The following is a 17,190-nucleotide window of genomic DNA, read 5'->3' as shown; positions in this document are numbered from 1 at the left end:
ATGGCGATCACATCCGCCAACCAGCTGGAACTGTTGCAGACCGCCGAGGCGGTGGCGCGGGAGAAGATGATCGACCCCACGCTTGTCGTGGAGGCGATGGAGGAGAGCCTCGCCCGGGCCGCGAAGAGCCGCTACGGCTCGGAGATGGACATTCGCGTGAAGATCGACCGCAAGACCGGGCGGGCGACGTTCACGCGCGTGCGGACGGTGACGGCCGAGGACATGATCGAGGTGAACCAGGCGCAGGTCTCGCCGGACCAGGCGGCGGTCATCCTCGGCCAGGTGCGGACCGGGACGATCGTGCTGCCGGGGCGCCGCAAGCTCTACGACGAGGAGGGCCAGGTCAGCGGCAGCGAGGATTTCCGCCGCTTCGTGCTGCGCAACCCGACCGAGGCCGAGAAGGCGCAGGCTGCCGCCGTCGACCAGGACACCCCGCCGCAGATCGGCGACGAACTCGTGGACGAGGTGCCGCCGGTGGAGATGGGCCGGATCGCCGCGCAGAGCGCCAAGCAGGTGATCCTGCAGAAGGTCCGCGAGGCCGAGCGCGAGAAGCAGTACGAGGAGTTCCGCGACAAGGTCGGCCAGATCATCAACGTGCAGGTCAAGCGCGAGGAATACGGCAACGTCATCGTGGACCTGAACCCCGGCGAGGGCGTCCTGCGCCGGAACGAGAAGATCGGCCGCGAGAGCTATCGCCCCAACGACCGCATCCGGGTCTACATCAAGGACGTGCGCCGGGAGCCGCGGGGGCCGCAGGTGTTCCTCAGCCGCACCGCGCCGGAGTTCATGGCCAAGCTCTTCGAGATGGAGGTGCCGGAGATCTACGAGGGCGTCATCGAGATCAAGGCCGTGGCCCGCGACCCGGGCAGCCGGGCCAAGATCGCCGTCATCTCCTATGATTCGTCCATCGACCCGGTGGGCGCCTGCGTCGGGATGCGGGGCAGCCGCGTACAGGCGGTGGTGAACGAGCTTCAGGGCGAGAAGATCGACATCATCCCGTGGAACGAGGACATGCCGACGTTCCTCGTGAACGCGCTGCAGCCCGCCGAGGTGTCGAAGGTCGTGCTCGACGAGGATGCCGAACGGATCGAGGTGGTGGTGCCCGAGGAGCAGCTGTCGCTCGCCATCGGCCGGCGCGGCCAGAACGTGCGGCTGGCGAGCCAGCTCACCGGGCTCGACATCGACATCATGACCGAAGAGGAGGAGAGCCAGCGCCGCCAGAAGGAATTCGAGGCGCGCACAAAGCTCTTCATGGACACGCTCGACCTCGACGAGTTCTTCGCCCAGCTTCTGGTCGCCGAAGGCTTCACCAACCTCGAGGAGGTGGCCTATGTCGATCAGGACGAGCTTCTGGTGATCGACGGCGTGGACGAGGATACCGCGCTCGAGCTTCAGACCCGGGCGCGCGAATATCTCGACGCGCAGAACAAGCTGGCGCTGGAGAAGGCCCGCGAGATGGGGGTCGAGGAGGCGCTGATCGGCTTCGAGGGTCTGACGCCCGCCATGGTGCTGACGCTGGCGTTGTCGGGGATCAAGACGCTGGAGGATTTCGCCACCTGCGCCGACTGGGAGCTGGCCGGCGGCTGGACCACCGAGAACGGGCAAAGGGTGAAGGACGACGGCATTCTCGAGCGGTTCGAGGTCAGCCTCGAGGAAGCGCAGGACATGGTGATGACCGCGCGCGTCCTGCTGGGCTGGGTCGATCCGGACGACCTGATGCCGAAGGGCGAGGACGAGGCCGAGGGCGACGAGCCCGACGCCGAAGCAGAGGAGGAGGCCGGGGCCTGAGCCCCGGTCGGACGGAGGGATCGTTGGCGAACCGGGCGCACACCTTGGACGGAGGCGGTGGGTTGGAAACCCACCCTACGGTGACTGGTCGGGGTGCGCGCATCAAGGGGGCATGGTCCGAATGAGCCGGGGCGGACGCCAGAAGGACCGCGAGGTCAGCGAGCGGCGCTGCATCGTCACGGGCGAGGTCCGGCCGAAGGGGGACTTGATCCGTTTCGTGGCGACCCCAGATAGGATCATCGTTCCCGATGTGCTGGAGAAACTCCCGGGACGCGGGATCTGGGTCAGCGCCGACAGGCAGGCCCTCGAGAAGGCCGGCCAGGCGCAATTCAGCCGCGCCGCGAAAGAAAAGGTCTCCGTGCCCGAAGGGCTTCCCGCCGAGATCGAGCGTCAGCTCGTGCGACGGGTCATCGACCTGATCGCCCTCGCGCGGAAGGCGGGTCTGGCGACGGTGGGGTTCGAGAAGGTCAAGAGCTGGCTCGCGGACAAGCCCGTGCGCGTCCTGCTCCAGGCCAGCGACGGGTCCGTCCGGGGAAAGGGCAAGCTCTGGACGCCCACCGGGGCCCGGTATTTCGATTGCCTGACGGCCTCGGAACTGGGCATGGCCTTCGGTCGGGAAAGTGTGATACACGGCGCGCTCTGCACTGGTGGACTCAGCGACCGTGTTGTAGAGGAAGCCGCAAGACTTAAGGGCTTGCGTGCAAGTGGCGGCGGCCAGGGGGCTGCCCGGAAGGATCAGACGACTACATGAGCGATACCGGCGACAACAACAAACTTGGTGTGCGTGGTCCCCGGTCGGGCAGCGTGAAGCAGAGCTTCAGCCACGGCCGGACCAAGAGCGTCGTGGTGGAGACGAAGCGCAAGCGCGTGGTCTCGAAACCCGCCGCCGGGACGAAGTCGTCCGGGCCGCAGGGTGGCGGCGACCCGTCGAAGCGGCCTGCAGGCATTTCGGAGGCAGAACTCGAGCGCCGCATGAAGGCTCTCGCGATGGCCAAGGCCCGCGAGGCCGAGGACGCGAAGAAGCGTGCCGAGGAAGAGAAGCGCCGTCCGAAGGCCGAGGCCGCGGCCCCCGCCGCCGATCCGGCCGCGGTTCCGGGCGAGCCCGGTCCGGGCGGCCCGCGGTCCGTCCGCAAGGACCGCGACCGCGACACCCGTGACGACGCCAAGCCCCGGGGCGGCAAGGCCCGCGCCGACGACGGCGGCGGACGCCGCGCCGGCAAGCTGACGCTGAACCAGGCGATGTCGGGCGAGGGCGGGCGCCAGAAGTCGCTCGCCGCCATGAAGCGCAAGCAGGAGCGCGCCCGCCAGAAGGCGATGGGCGGCCCTGTGGAGCGCGAGAAGGTCGTGCGCGAGGTGCGCCTTCCCGAGGCCATCATGGTCTCGGAGCTGGCCAACCGCATGTCCGAGCGCGTGGCTGACGTGGTCAAGGCCCTGATGCAGGCCGGGATCATGGCGACCCAGACCCAGACCATCGACGCCGACACGGCCGAGCTGATCATCGAGGAGTTCGGCCACAAGGTGCGCCGGGTCTCCGATGCCGATGTGGAGGACGTGATCCAGATCGAGGAGGACAGCCCCGCCGATCTGCAGCCGCGTCCGCCCGTCATCACGATCATGGGCCATGTCGACCACGGCAAGACCTCCATCCTCGACGCGATCCGCAAGGCGCGCGTGGTGCAGGGCGAGGCCGGCGGCATCACCCAGCATATCGGCGCCTACCAGGTGCAGACGGAGAGCGGCTCGACGCTGACCTTCCTCGACACGCCCGGCCACGCGGCCTTCACCTCCATGCGGGCTCGGGGCGCGCAGGTGACGGACATCGTGGTACTGGTGGTGGCGGCCGATGACGCGGTCATGCCGCAGACCATCGAGGCGATCAATCACGCCAAGGCCGCCAAGGTCCCGATGATCGTGGCGATCAACAAGATCGACAAGTACGACGCCGATCCCGACAAGGTCCGGACCGGGCTTCTGCAGCACGAGATCATCGTGGAGAAGCTGTCGGGCGACGTGCAGGACGTGGAGGTCTCGGCCCATACCGGGCAGGGTCTCGACGACCTGCTGGAGGCGATCGCGCTGCAGGCGGAGATCCTCGAGCTGAAGGCGAACCCCGACCGGGCCGCCGTCGGCGCGGTGATCGAGGCGCAGCTCGACGTGGGCCGCGGGCCGGTGGCCACCGTGCTCGTGCAGCGCGGCACGCTGAAGCAGGGCGACATCTTCGTCGTCGGCGAGCAGTGGGGCAAGGTCCGCGCGATGGAGAACGACCAGGGCCAGCGGATCAAGGAGGCCGGTCCCTCGGTCCCCGTCGAGGTGCTGGGCCTGAACGGCACGCCCGAGGCGGGCGACGTCCTGAACGTCGTGGAGACCGAGGCGCAGGCACGCGAGATCGCGGAGTACCGTTCCAACGCCGCGAAGGAAAAGCGCGCGGCGGCCGGGGCGGCGACCACGCTCGAGCAGCTGATGGCGAAGGCCAAGGCGGACGAGAACGTGGCGGAGCTTCCGATCCTGGTGAAGGCCGACGTGCAGGGGTCTGCCGAGGCGATCGTCCAGGCCATGGCCAAGATCGGCAACGAGGAGGTGCGCGTGCGCGTGCTGCACTCCGGCGTCGGCGCGATCACCGAGACGGACGTGGGCCTCGCCGAGGCGTCGAACGCGCCGATCATGGGCTTCAATGTGCGGGCCAATGCCTCGGCCCGGAACACGGCGAACCAGAAGGGCGTGGAGATCCGGTACTATTCGGTGATCTACGATCTCGTGGACGACGTGAAGGCGGCGGCCTCGGGACTGCTGTCTGCCGAGGTCCGCGAGAACTTCATCGGCTATGCGACGATCAAGCAGGTCTTCAAGGTTTCGGGCGTCGGCAACGTCGCGGGCTGTCTCGTGACCGAGGGTATCGCGCGCCGGTCGGCGGGCGTGCGCCTGCTGCGGGACAACGTGGTGATCCACGAGGGCACGCTCAAGACGCTCAAGCGCTTCAAGGACGAAGTCAACGAGGTGCAGTCCGGCCAGGAATGCGGCATGGCCTTCGACAATTACGAAGACATCCGTCCCGGCGATGTCATCGAGATCTTTGAGCGGGAAGAGGTCGAGCGCACGCTCTGATCCTTCACCTGCGGAAGAGACAAACAGCAAAGGGCGCCGTGACCGGCGCCCTTTGCATTTCGTGTTGCAGGCGAGGACGAAAGGTCAGAGGGCACCGACCGCTTCGGACCCTTGAGGCCTTGCCCAAGGGGCGACCGATGTTGCCAAATCTGACCAGCACAACAGCCATGACACCACATCCCGACGAAATTCCCGTAGACGAGACCTTTGTCGCGGGCCTGATCCGAGCGCAGGCGCCTCAATGGGCCGGCCTTCCGCTTCGGCGCATCGCGTCATCGGGGACGGACAACGCGATTTTCCGGCTTGGTGACCGATTGTCGGTCAGGGTGCCCCGACGCCCCTCTGCCGTAGCTCTAATTTCAAAGGAGCTCGACTGGCTTCCGCGTCTTCAAGGCTTGCCGCTCGAGGTGCCGGCGTTGAGGTTCCGTGGACGCGCTGAGGCTGGCCTTGCCTTCAGCTTCGGCGTCCTTGACTGGATCAAGGGCCAGACCGCCATTCCCGAGCATCTGGCCGATTGGCAGGGCGCGGCCTTCGCCCTCGCAGATTTCCTGAAAGCACTGCACCTGAAGGATACCGACGGCGCACCGCCGGCAGGCGCGAGCAATAGCAGGCGGGGTGTCGCGCTGAGCGCCCTGACCGAGGCGACGCTGCCCGCCATCGACATCGTTGCCGACGAGATAGATGCGCAAGGTGCCCATGCGCTTTGGGACAAGGCCTGCGCCGAGGAGTCTTCTCGGCCGCCCGTCTGGCTGCATGGCGATCTCAAGGCTGACAATCTGATTGTCCGGGACGGCGTCTTGAGTGGCGTCATAGACTGGGGATTGTCGGCGGTGGGCGATCCCGCAGCCGACCACGCGACCGCGTGGTTCTGGATCGATCCATCGGCGCGCGCGGCGTTCCGCGACCACCTGAATCTGGATGATAGCGACTGGCTCAGGGCGAAGGGTTGGGCTCTATACGGCGCGATCATCGCGTTGAGCTACTATCGAGGCGGCAGGAATGAATCGCTGTGCCGGCAGTCACGACTGACCCTTTCCCGGCTCGGACTGCTGCTTTAGTGTTCAAAGCTGGAGAGGAAGCGAGCGGCAGGTTTGTCCGCACGGCCTCCGTCCATGCTGCGCTTATGGTCGCCAAGGGCTCCCGAAGACATATTCGGGAGGCATTCCTCGCCACCCGTCCTTGATCAGTGGGCCGAGCGACAGATTCTCCGATCGAACTGCAACACGAAATGCAAAGGGCTGGCGTCACCGGCGCCCTTTTTCGTTGGGGAAGCAGTGAGAAAGCGCGCGCAGGAGAGGGCCCGGTCGCAGGTCGGGTTTCAGCGCGGCCTACGCGCGTCGGGGAAGGACGCGCCTCAGGAGGGGCGGGCGGGGATGGCGCGGCCGGTGTAGGTCTTCTCCCCGACGCGGACGACCACGAGGCCGTTCGCGAGGGTGCGTTCGACGACGCCCTGAATGGAAACGCAGGTGCCGATCAGGATCGTTTTCAACATGGGGCCTCCGGGGGCGACCAAGACAGGGACTGGTTCCAATATAGTCGGCAATTCCTGAATCCGATGTCTCAAAGACGAGCATCCGGATACAATTTCGAGAGAACTCGCACGCATATTCGTCACATTCCCGGCAAATCCGGCTCGTGCGGCAACAGTCCCCTTGCTGCCGGGCAGCGTCAGAGCCAGTCGCGCAAGACGGGAATCAGCGGCAGATCCGCCGGTGGCATCGGGTATCGCCGCAGATCGGCGGGTCGCACCCAGGCCAGCTCCTGCCCTTCGCGGCTTTGCGGCTGCCCCTCCCAGCGGCGGCACGCGAAAACCGGCATCAGCAAGTGGAAGCTCTCGTAGCCGTGGCTGGCGAAGGTCAGCGGTGCGAGGCAGCTGTTCCAGGTGGCGATCCCCAGCTCCTCGTCGAGCTCGCGGATCAGCGCCGCCTCCGGGGTTTCGCCCGGTTCGACCTTGCCGCCGGGAAACTCCCACAGCCCCGCCATGGATTTTCCCTCGGGACGCTGCGCCAGCAGGACACGGCCGTCTGCGTCGATGAGCGCGACGGCCGCCACCAGAACCACCCGGGCGGGAGGGGAGGTCTCCTCCATCCTATGACCGGTAATCCGCGTTGATCGAGATGTAGGCGTGGGTCAGGTCGCAGGTCCACATGGTCGCCATTCCCCCGGCAAGCCCCATGTTCACGGCAATGACGATCTCCTGCCGCTTCATGTATGCCGCGCCCTGATCCTCGGTGTAGCCCGGCGCGCGAAAGCCGTTCTCCGCGACGAGGATGTCTCCCAGCCGGATCGACAGGCGGTCGCGGTCGGCCATCGCGCCCGATTTTCCCACGGCCATGACGATACGGCCCCAGTTCGGGTCCTCTCCGGCGATGGCGGTCTTGACCAGCGGGCTGTCGGCGATGGCGCGGGCCACGCGACGCGCGTCGGCGTCGGTCGCTGCGCCCGAAACGCGCACCTCGACGAATTTCGTCGCCCCCTCGCCATCGCGGACGACCTGGTGCGCGAGATCCAGCATCACGGCATGCAGGGCGTCGTTGAAGGCGACGCTGTCGGTCACGTCGATGCCCGAAGCGCCCGTCGCCGCCATGATCAGCGTGTCCGACGTGGAGGTGTCGCTGTCCACCGTGATGCAGTTGAACGTCAGATCGCACTGCGCCTTGACCAGCGCCTGAAGGTCGGGCTGCGCGATCTTCGCATCCGTGAAAAGGTAGACGAGCATGGTGGCCATGTCGGGCGCGATCATGCCCGAGCCCTTGGCGATGCCGGCGATCCGCACCGTCCCGCCGTCCGCCTCCACCTCGGCCATGGCGGCCTTGGGGAAGGTGTCAGTGGTCATGATCGCCCGCGCCGCGCCCTCGATTCCGTCCTCGGCGAGGGCGGCGGCGAGGTCCGGCAGTTTCGCCGCGATGCGCTCATGGGGAAGAGGTTCGCCGATCACGCCGGTGGAGGCGGTGAAGACGCGCGCCTGCGGGACCTCCAGCACCTCGGCCACGCGCCGGGTCAGCTCGGCCACCGCCTCCTCTCCCGCCCGGCCGGTAAAGGCGTTGGAATTGCCCGAGTTCACGAGGATCGCGGCGCCCGGTGACGGATCTCCGCCGAGCTTCTCCTCGCAGTCGCGCACCGGGGCGGAGCGGGTGGCGGAGGTCGTGAACACCCCCGCCACCGCCGTGCCCGGCGCGAGATGCACGAGCATCACGTCGCGCCGGTTCGCGTAGCGGACATGGGCCTCGGCGGAGGCGAAGCGGACCCCGGCGACCGGGGCCATGACGGGAAAGGACTCCGGCGCCAGCGGCGAGACGGCCATGGCGTCAGTTCTCGAGGATCGAGAGGTCGCCAAGGACCATCGGGTCGAACGCCCCGGTCTCCGGCCGGCTGATCTCGGCCCGCTCTTCCAGCGCCTCGAGCCGCGCCTCGACGGCCTCGCTCTGCAGCTGCTGGGTCAGTTCCGTGCGCAGCGCCTCGAGGGGCGGCGCCTCGGCGATCCGGGTCTCGTTCAGCCGGATGACGTGCCAGCCGAACTGGGTCTGCACCGGCTCCGAGACGGTGCCGGGTTCCATCGCGGCGACGGCCTCCTGGAAGGGGGCGACCATGGCGTCGGGGCCGAACCAGCCCAGTTCGCCGCCCGACGGGCCGGAGGGGCCGGTGGAGTTCTCGCGGGCCAGTGCAGCGAAATCGGCGCCCTCTGCGCGGGCTTCCTCCACCAGCGCCTGCGCCTCTTCCTCGGTCTCCACGAGGATGTGGCTGGCGTTGTACTCCGTCACCGGATCGGTCTCGGCGAAGCGCGCCTCATAGGCCTGTTGCAGCGCTTCCTCGGTCACGGCCTCCTCGGCCACGCGGGTCACTTCCTCGCCGGCGCGCAGACTGCGCTCCTCGTTCTTCAGCGCGATGCCGACGCGGGGCGGCACCTCGTCCAGCGCATCCGCGAGAAGCTGCTGCTGGATCAGCTGCTGGAGCAGGCCGTCGAACACCACTTCGGGCGGAAGCTGCTGGTATTGCTGCGGAAGCTGGCTTCGCGCCACGATCATCTCGCCGAGCGTGATGTCGGTTCCGTCCACGGTGGCCACCACGTCATCCGCGCTCTGGGCCAGCCCGGGGGCCGCCGTGACGGCGGCCAAGGCCGTGGCAAGAAGGAGCGTGCGGAGGGAGATCGCGGTGCGGGTCATGGGATAGGTCACGGAGCGTCCTTGATCTGCCGCGGCGGGGCGCGACGTTGACAGTGTGTTGTCCCCCCCTTACCTACCCTTGCAGGCTCCGGGGGGGGCCTCTCTGGCCTTCTTCTATGGGCCGTGCCCGCAAGGGGCAACAGGCCTCCTCTCACGAGACAGACAGCCGCTCGACGCATTGCGCGCGGCCTGAAGAGAGAGACCATGCTCGGACGTATTGCCAAGAAGGTTTTCGGGTCGCCGAACGACCGCAAGGTCAAGGCCACCCGCCCGCTGATCGAGAAGATCAATGCCCTGGAACCAGAGTTCCAGGCCCTGTCGGACCAGGGATTGAAGGACAAGACCGAAGCGCTCGCCAAGCGGGCGATGTCGGGGGAGAGCCTCGACGCGCTCCTGCCCGAGGCCTTCGCCAACTGCCGCGAGGCGGCGCGGCGGGCGCTGGGCCTGCGCGCCTTCGACGTGCAGCTGATGGGCGGCATCTTCCTGCATCAGGGCAACATCTCCGAGATGAAGACCGGCGAAGGGAAGACGCTCGTGGCGACCTTCCCGGCGTATCTCAACGCGCTGACGGGCAAGGGCGTGCACATCGTCACCGTCAACGACTACCTCGCCCGCCGCGACGCGGAATGGATGGGCAAGGTCTACGGCGCGCTCGGCCTGACCACGGGCGTCGTGGTGCCGCAGCAGCCCGAGGACGAGAAGCGCGCGGCCTACAAGGCCGACGTGACCTATGCCACGAACAACGAGCTGGGCTTCGACTACCTGCGCGACAACATGAAGTCCGAGCTGAACCAGATGACCCAGCGGGGGCACAACTTCGCCATCGTGGACGAGGTCGACTCGATCCTGATCGACGAGGCCCGGACGCCGCTGATCATCTCGGGCCCCAGCCAGGACCGCAGCGAGCTTTACGTCAAGATCGACAAGATCATTCCCGAGCTGACGCCCGAGCATTACGAGCTCGACGAGAAGACGCGCAACGTCACCTATACCGACGAGGGCAACGAGTTCCTCGAGCGGCGTCTCCGGGCGGCGGGGCTGCTGCCGGAGGAGCAGTCGCTCTACGATCCCGAATCGACCACCGTGGTGCACCACGTCAACCAGGGCCTGCGCGCCCATGTCCTGTTCCAGAAGGACAAGGACTACATCGTGCGCGACGGGCAGGTTGTGCTGATCGACGAGTTCACCGGGCGGATGATGGTGGGCCGGCGCCTGTCGGACGGTCTGCACCAGGCGATCGAGGCCAAGGAAGGCTGCGCGATCCAGCCGGAGAACGTGACGCTCGCGTCGGTGACGTTCCAGAACTATTTCCGCCTCTACGACAAGCTGGCGGGCATGACCGGCACGGCCTCGACCGAGGCGGAGGAATTCCAGTCGATCTATGGCCTCGGCGTGGTCGAGGTGCCGACGAACAAGCCCATCGCGCGGCAGGACGAGGACGATCAGGTCTACCGGACCACGACGGAGAAGTATGACGGCATCCTCAAGGCGATCCGCGAGGCCCACGCCAAGGGCCAGCCGATCCTCGTGGGCACGACCTCGATCGAGAAGTCCGAGGCGCTGAGCCAGCTTCTCCAGAAGGCCGAGATCCCGCACAACGTGCTGAACGCGCGCCAGCACGAGCAGGAGGCGCAGATCATCGCCGAGGCGGGCAAGCCGGGCGCGGTGACCATCGCCACGAACATGGCGGGGCGCGGCACCGACATCCAGCTTGGCGGCAATGTCGAGATGAAGGTTCTGGAGGCGCTGGCCGCCGATCCCGAGGCCGATCCCGACGCGGTCCGCAAGCGGATCGAGGCGGAGCACGAGGAAGACAAGAAGAACGTGCTCGCCGCGGGCGGGCTCTACGTGCTCGCCACCGAACGGCACGAGAGCCGGCGGATCGACAACCAGCTGCGCGGCCGGTCGGGCCGGCAGGGCGATCCGGGGCGGTCCTCGTTCTTCCTGAGCCTCGAGGACGACTTGATGCGCATCTTCGGATCCGAGCGGCTCGACAAGGTCCTGTCGGGCCTGGGCATGAAGGAGGGCGAGGCGATCGTGCACCCCTGGGTGAACAAGAGCCTCGAGCGCGCGCAGGGCAAGGTCGAGGCGCGCAACTTCGACATCCGCAAGCAGCTCCTGAAGTTCGACGACGTGATGAACGACCAGCGCAAGGTGATCTTTGCCCAGCGCCGGGAGATCATGGAGGCCGAGGACGTCAGCGAGATCGCCCGGGACATGCGCTACCAGCTGATCGAGGATCTCGTGATCGAGCACATGCCGCCCAACTCCTACGCCGACCAGTGGGAGACCGAGGCGCTCTATGCCGATGTGATCAAGCATCTCGGGATCGACGTGCCCGTGATCACCAAGGCGCAGGAGGACGGCGTCGACGAGGAGGTCATGCGCGAGTGGCTCGAGGCCGAGAGCGACAAGTTCATGGAGGAGAAGGCCACGGCCTTCGGTCCGGAGACGATGCGCAACATCGAGAAGCAGGTGCTGCTGCAGACCATCGACCAGAAATGGCGGGATCATCTGCTGACGCTGGAGCATCTGCGCTCGGTCGTCGGGTTCCGCGGCTATGCCCAGCGTGACCCGCTGAACGAGTACAAGACCGAGGCCTTCCAGCTCTTCGAAAGCCTGCTCGACGGGCTGCGCGCCGAGGTGACGGAGAAGCTCGCCCAGATCCGTCCGATGACCGAGGAGGAGCAGCAGGCGATGATGCAGCGCCTCCTCGCCCAGCAACGCCAGATGCAGCAGGCCGCGAAACAGGCGACGCCCGAACCCGTGGGCGCCGGCGCGGCCGGAGCTGCGGCTGCGGCCCCGGAGGCCGCGGCGGCGGGCTTCGTCGAGGACGACCCGACCACATGGGGCAATCCCGGACGCAATGATCCTTGCCCCTGCGGATCGGGCAGGAAGTTCAAGCACTGTCACGGCCGCCTCGCCTGACCAGCAGGCGGTGCGCCGCCCGGCGCGCCGCCACGTCCGACCGTCGACCACCTTCGTGCCCGATTTCCGACGCAGGAATTCCGCCGTGCCGTCCTGTTGAGGCCACAGGCAGAGCGGATCGTGTCTCCCGAACGAGGTTCAGGGGAGACAGTCCATGTCTCGGATTCGCAAGATCGCCATGGCCGGCGGTACCTTCGGGGTGGCTCTGTCCATCGGCTTCGTGATGCAGAACGGCGACGTCATGGCGGCCCGGTTCGGCACCGACGTGCCCGTGATCGAGGGCGATGACCTCGGCGGGCCCGTCTCTCCCCCCATCGAGACGCCCCCCGCGATGGCTGGCCTCGCAGAGGATCCGAACTTCGTCGAGCCCGCCGAGGAGGAACCTGCCGCAGGGGCGCCCATGGAGCCGGAAGCGACTGCAGAGGCCGGGGCGGATGCCACCGCCGACGAACTTCCGGCGATTCGCTTCCTTTCCGCGCCCCCGTCCGACCGCGCGCCCGATGCCGCTGCGCCCGATGATGCCGAGGTCGCGCCCGTGGCGGCCGGGCCGGGCGCCGATGCACCGGCCTCGGACGAGGTCCCGGTACCGGGGAACCTCGCCGCGGGCGGCCTTCCCGATCCGTTCGAGATCGCGTCGCTGGTGACCGGTCTGGCGAGCCGCGCGGGCGACCTCATTCCCGCCACCCCCGCCTCGATGGCCGCGACGCCCCAGGCCGAAGCCTGTGCCACCACGATGGACGCGGTGGCCGGACGGGCGGCGATGGTGACCCTGACGCTCTCTGCGCCGTGCCACCCGGAGACCCAGGTCACGCTGCACCATCAGGGTATGATGTTCACCCTTTCCACCGACGCCAGCGGCCGCGTCGAGGCCGATGTGCCCGCGCTCGACACGACGGCGATCTTCATCGCCTCCTTCGCGAATGACGGCGACGGTGCTGTCGCCGCCGTCGAGGTGCCTGCGCTCGCGAACTACGACCGCGCCGTGCTGCAGTGGCAGGGCGATGCGTCGCTCCAGCTTCATGCCCGCGAATTCGGCGCGAACTACGGCGACGAGGGCCACGTCTGGCTCGCTTCCGCCCGGGCGGAGGAGCAGGCCATTGCCGGGCAAGGCGGCTTCCTGACCCGCCTCGGGGACGGCAGCGGCCCCGCCCCGCTCTTTGCGGAGGTCTACACCTTCCCCTCGGCCACGGTCCAGAGGGGCGGAGAGGTGCTCCTGACCGTCGAGGCGGAGATCACCGAGGCGAGCTGTGGCCGCGAGGTCTCGGCCCAGTCGATCCAGATCAGACCCGGCTCGGCCCCTTCCGCGCTCGATCTCGTGATGACGCTGCCGGGCTGCGACGCCGTGGGTGATTTTGTGGTCTTGAACACGATGCTCGAGGACCTGACACTCGCGGCGAGATGACAGCCCGCCAAGCGAGGTTCAGAATCCCCAAGACAGGATGCGCGGCGGGTCTTCTCGCCGCGCTCTGTCTTTGCGCGTCCCCCTCCGTCGCCGAAGAGCTGACCCTGTCGAGCGAGGGCGGCGGGATCGTCGTGTCCGGTCGGTACCTCGGCTTTGACGGCACCTATCTGCGGGTCGAGACCGCGGCGGGTCCTGTGACCATGGCGTATTCCGGCGTCACCTGCGAAGGCGTCGGCTGTCCCGATCCGGAGGCCGGTGCCCGGTGGCGGCTCGTGGGTACGGCGCGCATGGGCGAGGTCCTGCTGCCTGCGCTGGTCGAGGGATTCGCCCAGTCCGAGGGTTACGGGCTGCGGCGCGAGGAGATCGGTCCGCTCGACTTCGACTATGTGCTGGCCGATCCCGACAGGGAAGCCGACCTCCTGCGGATCGAGTTCCGCCTTTCCGACACCGACGGCGGCTTTGCCGACCTGCTGTCGGGACGGGCGGACGTGGCGATGGCGGTGCGCGAGATTCGTCCGGATGAGCGGCAGGCGGCGCTGGAGGCGGGGCTCGGCGATCTCGGTGCGCCGGAGCGGGCGCGGATCGTGGCGCTCGATGGTCTCGTGCCGGTCGTCTCCGCCGCGCAGGACCGGACCGAGATCGACATCGCGCATCTCGCGGCCGCGTTTGCGGGCGAGGTGGGCAGCTGGTCCCGGATCGGCGGTCCCGACATTCCGCTGACCCTGCACCTGCCGCCCGCGGAAGAGGGGCATGTGCAGGGCTTCGTCGACCGAGTGCTGCGCCTCTCCGGCAGGGAGCTCTCCCCCGGCGTCGTGCATCACCCGGATGCCCTGTCGGTGGCCGAGGCCGTGGCGCGGGATCCGGGCGCTCTCGGCATCGTGCCCTATCGTCTTGGCGGCGACGCGCGGCAGCTGGCGATCAGCGGCTCCTGCGGGCGCGCCATGTCGGCCGATCTCCGGAGCCTGAAGACCGAGGACTATCCGCTGACGATGCCGCTCTTTCTCTACCTGCCGGAGCGGCGGCTGCCGCCGGTCGCGGCGGACTTCGTCGCCTGGCTGCGCGGCGCCCCGGCGCAGTTCATCGTCCGGCGCGCGGGGTTCGCCGATCTGGGCACGGAGCCGATCCCGGTGGCCGCTCAGGGAGAGCGCTTCGCCGCCGCGATCGCGGAGGCCGGTCCGGAGGTGGGGCTCGCCGATCTGCAGCAGATGGTGCGCACCCTCGGGACGCGGCAAAGGCTGACCACCACCTTCCGATTCGAGCTGGGCTCGACCAGGCTCGACGCGCAGTCCCGGTCCAACGTCTACCAGCTGGCGCGGGAGATCCTCGACGGGGTGCATGACGGCGACGTGCTGATGCTCGCGGGCTTTTCCGACGGGGTCGGACCCGCGGCGGCCAATCGCGGCCTTGCCGCCGCGCGCGCCGAGACGGTACTGCGGGCCCTGGTGGACGCCCTGGGCGGCAGTCTGCCGCGCCAGGTCCGGGTCCGGACCGTGGCGTTCGGCGAGGCGCTGCCGATGGGATGCGACGATACGGAATGGGGTCGCCAGATCAACCGCAGGGTCGAGCTCTGGGTCGAAGGCTGAACCGGGCGGCGCGGCGGCCGATGCAGGCGCATGCGCCGCGGACGACCCCCGGCAAGCAGCATGACGGGCAGAGCGACACCGCGGCGGAACGCGCCCGCGAGGGTCACAGCAACCCCTCCGATCGAAAGCTCAGCTCACGCGACCTGCCGATCACGAGGTGATCGTGGATCGTGATCCCCAGCGCCTCCGCGGCGCGGGCGATCTGTGCCGTCATGTCGATATCCGCCGCACTCGGGGTCGGGTCGCCCGAGGGATGATTGTGCACGAGGATAAGGGCCGAAGCCCCCAGTTCCAGCGCGCGCTTGATCACCTCGCGCGGGTAGACGGGGACATGATCGACGGTGCCTTCGCCCTGGGCCTCGTCGGCGATCAGCACGTTCTTGCGGTCGAGGAAGAGCACGCGAAAGGCCTCCGTCTCCCGGTGGGCCATGATCGTGTGGCAGTAGTCGAGCAGGGCATCCCAGGAGGACAGCACCTGCCTGCGCAGCACCTGGGCGCGCCGCATCCGCTGCGCCGCCGCCTCGAGGATCTTCAGCTCGAGGGACACCGCCTCGCCCACCCCCTCCACCTCGGTCAGGCGGGGGATCGGGGCGGCGAGAACGCCGCCGAGGTCGCCGAACCTGTCAAGCAGGCGCCGGGCGAGGGGTTTGACATCCGCGCGGGGGATCGCCCGGAACAGCACCAGTTCGAGGAGCTCGTAATCGGGCATCGCCGCCGCGCCGCCCTCGAGAAACCGGGCGCGCAGCCGCTTGCGGTGGTCGCGGATATAGGACGGAAGCGGCGGCGCCACGCGCTGCCCCGCGGCGGCAGCGGGGGCAAAGAGCGGCAGGGAGGCTTCGGACAGCTGGCGGGTCATGGCGCCATGCTAGCGCCGCACCTCTTGCGCAACGGTTAACGCCGGTGCCCCGAATTCTCATTCATCTGGCCGGAAATACTCCGGGGGGTCCGGGGGGCAGCGCCCCCCGGCGGGTCGCCGCGCGCAGCGCGGCGAAACCCGTCATCCCTTCATCTGGTCCCAGAAATTCTTGACCGAGGAGAAGAAGGACGAGCTCTGCGGGTTGTTGCTCTCCGAGAGTTTCTCGAATTCGCGCAGAAGCTCCTTCTGCCGCGCCGAGAGGTTCACCGGGGTCTCCACCGCCAGTTCGATGAACATGTCGCCGGATCCTGCCCCGCGCAGCGCGGGCATGCCCTTGCTGCGCAGGCGCATCTGGCGGCCGGTCTGGCTGCCCTCGGGGATCTTTACCCGGCTGCGGCCGCCGTCGATGGTCGGCACCTCGATGTCGCCGCCCAGCGCCGCGGTCGCCACCGACACGGGCACCCGGCAGAAGAGATGCTGCCCGTCGCGCTGGAAGAGCTCGTGCTCCTTCACCTCGATGAAGATGTAGAGATCGCCCGCGGGCCCTCCGCGCAGTCCGGCCTCGCCCTCGCCGGCCAGACGGATGCGGGTGCCCGTCTCCACCCCGGCGGGGATGTTGACCGAAAGCTGGCGTTCCTTCTCCACCCGACCCGCGCCGTGGCAGGTGTTGCAGGGGTTCTTGATGGTCTGGCCCACGCCGTTGCAGGTGGGGCAGGTGCGCTCGACCGTGAAGAAGCCCTGCTGTGCGCGCACCTTGCCCATGCCCGAGCAGGTCGGACAGGTGGCGGGCTCCGCGCCGCCCTCGGCTCCGGTGCCGTTGCAGACGGTGCAGGGCACGGCGGTCGGCACGGTGATCGTCTTCTGGAGGCCCGAATAGGCGTCCTCGAGATTGATCCGCAGGTTGTAGCGCAGGTCGTTGCCGCGGGTCGCCCGGTTGCGGCCGCCGCCGGGGCGCCCGCCCATGAAATCGCCGAAGAGATCGTCGAAGACGTCGGAGAAGGCCGACGCGAAATCCTGCTGGCCGCCGCCGCGACGGCCGGCGCCCATGCCGCCCATGCCGCCGTCGAAGGCGGCATGCCCGTAGCGGTCATAAGCGGCTTTCTTGTCGGGGTCCTTCAGGGCCTCGTAGGCCTCGTTGACCTCCTTGAACCTGGCCTCGGCATCCGGGTTGTCCGCGTTGCGGTCGGGATGGAGTTCCTTGGCCTTGGTCCGGTAGGCCTTCTTTATCTCGTCGGGCGAAGCCCCGCGGGCCACCCCGAGCACGTCGTAGAAATCGCGTTTCGCCATCTACTTCAGTCCCCTTTCTGGCGGGAACGCAAAGACCGGCCCGCGCAGGAGCGGGCCGGTCTCGCCCGGGTTCAGCCGCGC

13 protein-coding genes are annotated in these 17,190 nt (G+C 68.2%); 7 read left to right on the top strand and 6 right to left on the bottom strand.

Annotation, left to right across the window (positions count from 1 at the left end; genetic code table 11):
• From nusA to EAT49_RS07225, 4 genes are all read left to right on the top strand, one after another.
• The gene (gene nusA, locus EAT49_RS07240) at positions 1 to 1,788 is read left to right on the top strand and encodes a transcription termination factor NusA (RefSeq protein ID WP_123641626.1); all 1,788 of its coding nucleotides are present in this window, start codon (positions 1 to 3) and stop codon (positions 1,786 to 1,788) included.
• Positions 1,789 to 1,909: 121 nt separating this feature from the next.
• Positions 1,910 to 2,539, top strand: coding sequence for an RNA-binding protein (locus EAT49_RS07235; RefSeq protein WP_123641625.1), 630 nt, complete (start codon positions 1,910 to 1,912; stop codon positions 2,537 to 2,539).
• Positions 2,536 to 4,890: a translation initiation factor IF-2 gene (gene infB, locus EAT49_RS07230; protein ID WP_123641624.1), complete on the top strand. Its 2,355-nt coding sequence runs from the start codon at positions 2,536 to 2,538 to the stop codon at positions 4,888 to 4,890. Before EAT49_RS07235 ends, infB begins: the two co-directional genes overlap by 4 nt.
• A gap of 137 nt (positions 4,891 to 5,027) precedes the next feature.
• Complete coding sequence (locus EAT49_RS07225; RefSeq protein WP_123641623.1) at positions 5,028 to 5,948, top strand: aminoglycoside phosphotransferase family protein; 921 nt, start codon at positions 5,028 to 5,030, stop codon at positions 5,946 to 5,948.
• Positions 5,949 to 6,244: 296 nt separating this feature from the next.
• Here the strand turns inward: EAT49_RS07225 and EAT49_RS21090 are convergent, their stop codons facing one another.
• The 4 genes from EAT49_RS21090 to EAT49_RS07210 form a co-directional block, all read right to left on the bottom strand.
• Positions 6,245 to 6,382: a hypothetical protein gene (locus tag EAT49_RS21090; protein WP_185020689.1), complete on the bottom strand. Its 138-nt coding sequence runs from the start codon at positions 6,380 to 6,382 to the stop codon at positions 6,245 to 6,247.
• Between the two features lie 176 nt (positions 6,383 to 6,558).
• Positions 6,559 to 6,978, bottom strand: coding sequence for an 8-oxo-dGTP diphosphatase MutT (gene mutT / locus EAT49_RS07220; RefSeq protein WP_123641622.1), 420 nt, complete (start codon positions 6,976 to 6,978; stop codon positions 6,559 to 6,561).
• Position 6,979: 1 nt separating this feature from the next.
• The gene (gene argJ / locus EAT49_RS07215; protein WP_123641621.1) at positions 6,980 to 8,194 is read right to left on the bottom strand and encodes a bifunctional glutamate N-acetyltransferase/amino-acid acetyltransferase ArgJ; all 1,215 of its coding nucleotides are present in this window, start codon (positions 8,192 to 8,194) and stop codon (positions 6,980 to 6,982) included.
• A 4-nt stretch (positions 8,195 to 8,198) separates the two neighbouring features.
• Positions 8,199 to 9,065 carry a peptidylprolyl isomerase gene (locus EAT49_RS07210; RefSeq protein WP_246003786.1) on the bottom strand — a complete coding sequence of 289 codons (867 nt, stop codon included), beginning with the start codon at positions 9,063 to 9,065 and terminating at the stop codon, positions 8,199 to 8,201.
• A 192-nt stretch (positions 9,066 to 9,257) separates the two neighbouring features.
• On the opposite strand from EAT49_RS07210, the gene secA reads away from it, so the two are divergent.
• The 3 genes from secA to EAT49_RS07195 all read left to right on the top strand — a co-directional run bounded on the left by secA (position 9,258) and on the right by EAT49_RS07195 (position 14,966).
• Positions 9,258 to 11,981 carry a preprotein translocase subunit SecA gene (gene secA, locus EAT49_RS07205; protein WP_123641620.1) on the top strand — a complete coding sequence of 908 codons (2,724 nt, stop codon included), beginning with the start codon at positions 9,258 to 9,260 and terminating at the stop codon, positions 11,979 to 11,981.
• Between the two features lie 154 nt (positions 11,982 to 12,135).
• The gene (locus EAT49_RS07200) at positions 12,136 to 13,383 is read left to right on the top strand and encodes a hypothetical protein (protein ID WP_123641619.1); all 1,248 of its coding nucleotides are present in this window, start codon (positions 12,136 to 12,138) and stop codon (positions 13,381 to 13,383) included.
• Positions 13,380 to 14,966: a substrate-binding domain-containing protein gene (locus EAT49_RS07195; protein ID WP_123641618.1), complete on the top strand. Its 1,587-nt coding sequence runs from the start codon at positions 13,380 to 13,382 to the stop codon at positions 14,964 to 14,966. The genes EAT49_RS07200 and EAT49_RS07195 overlap by 4 nt, the downstream gene beginning before the upstream one ends.
• A 103-nt stretch (positions 14,967 to 15,069) precedes the next feature.
• Here EAT49_RS07195 and radC read toward each other — a convergent pair whose 3' ends face one another.
• Together radC and dnaJ are read right to left on the bottom strand one after the other, a co-directional pair.
• On the bottom strand, positions 15,070 to 15,822 hold the full coding sequence (radC, locus tag EAT49_RS07190) for a RadC family protein (RefSeq protein ID WP_123641617.1): 753 nt from the start codon (positions 15,820 to 15,822) through the stop codon (positions 15,070 to 15,072).
• Positions 15,823 to 15,963: 141 nt separating this feature from the next.
• Positions 15,964 to 17,109 carry a molecular chaperone DnaJ gene (dnaJ, locus tag EAT49_RS07185; RefSeq protein ID WP_123641616.1) on the bottom strand — a complete coding sequence of 382 codons (1,146 nt, stop codon included), beginning with the start codon at positions 17,107 to 17,109 and terminating at the stop codon, positions 15,964 to 15,966.
• Between the last annotated feature and the right edge of the window lie 81 nt (positions 17,110 to 17,190).

This window comes from Histidinibacterium lentulum (assembly GCF_003789055.1).
Taxonomy (GTDB): Bacteria; Pseudomonadota; Alphaproteobacteria; order Rhodobacterales; family Rhodobacteraceae; genus Oceanicola; species Oceanicola lentulus.
This window is presented reverse-complemented; position numbering and strand designations above follow the sequence as displayed.

What these genes read in the sequence shown, in the direction of transcription:
- infB (WP_123641624.1), top strand. Translation starts at nt 2,536, where the DNA reads ATGAGCGATACCGGCGACAACAACAAACTTGGTGTGCGTGGTCCCCGG.
- mutT (WP_123641622.1), bottom strand. Translation starts at nt 6,978, where the DNA reads ATGGAGGAGACCTCCCCTCCCGCCCGGGTGGTTCTGGTGGCGGCCGTC.
- EAT49_RS07195 (WP_123641618.1), top strand. Translation starts at nt 13,380, where the DNA reads ATGACAGCCCGCCAAGCGAGGTTCAGAATCCCCAAGACAGGATGCGCG.
- EAT49_RS07235 (WP_123641625.1), top strand. Translation starts at nt 1,910, where the DNA reads ATGAGCCGGGGCGGACGCCAGAAGGACCGCGAGGTCAGCGAGCGGCGC.
- EAT49_RS21090 (WP_185020689.1), bottom strand. Translation starts at nt 6,382, where the DNA reads ATGTTGAAAACGATCCTGATCGGCACCTGCGTTTCCATTCAGGGCGTC.
- dnaJ (WP_123641616.1), bottom strand. Translation starts at nt 17,109, where the DNA reads ATGGCGAAACGCGATTTCTACGACGTGCTCGGGGTGGCCCGCGGGGCT.
- radC (WP_123641617.1), bottom strand. Translation starts at nt 15,822, where the DNA reads ATGACCCGCCAGCTGTCCGAAGCCTCCCTGCCGCTCTTTGCCCCCGCT.
- EAT49_RS07225 (WP_123641623.1), top strand. Translation starts at nt 5,028, where the DNA reads ATGTTGCCAAATCTGACCAGCACAACAGCCATGACACCACATCCCGAC.
- EAT49_RS07200 (WP_123641619.1), top strand. Translation starts at nt 12,136, where the DNA reads ATGTCTCGGATTCGCAAGATCGCCATGGCCGGCGGTACCTTCGGGGTG.
- secA (WP_123641620.1), top strand. Translation starts at nt 9,258, where the DNA reads ATGCTCGGACGTATTGCCAAGAAGGTTTTCGGGTCGCCGAACGACCGC.
- nusA (WP_123641626.1), top strand. Translation starts at nt 1, where the DNA reads ATGGCGATCACATCCGCCAACCAGCTGGAACTGTTGCAGACCGCCGAG.
- argJ (WP_123641621.1), bottom strand. Translation starts at nt 8,194, where the DNA reads ATGGCCGTCTCGCCGCTGGCGCCGGAGTCCTTTCCCGTCATGGCCCCG.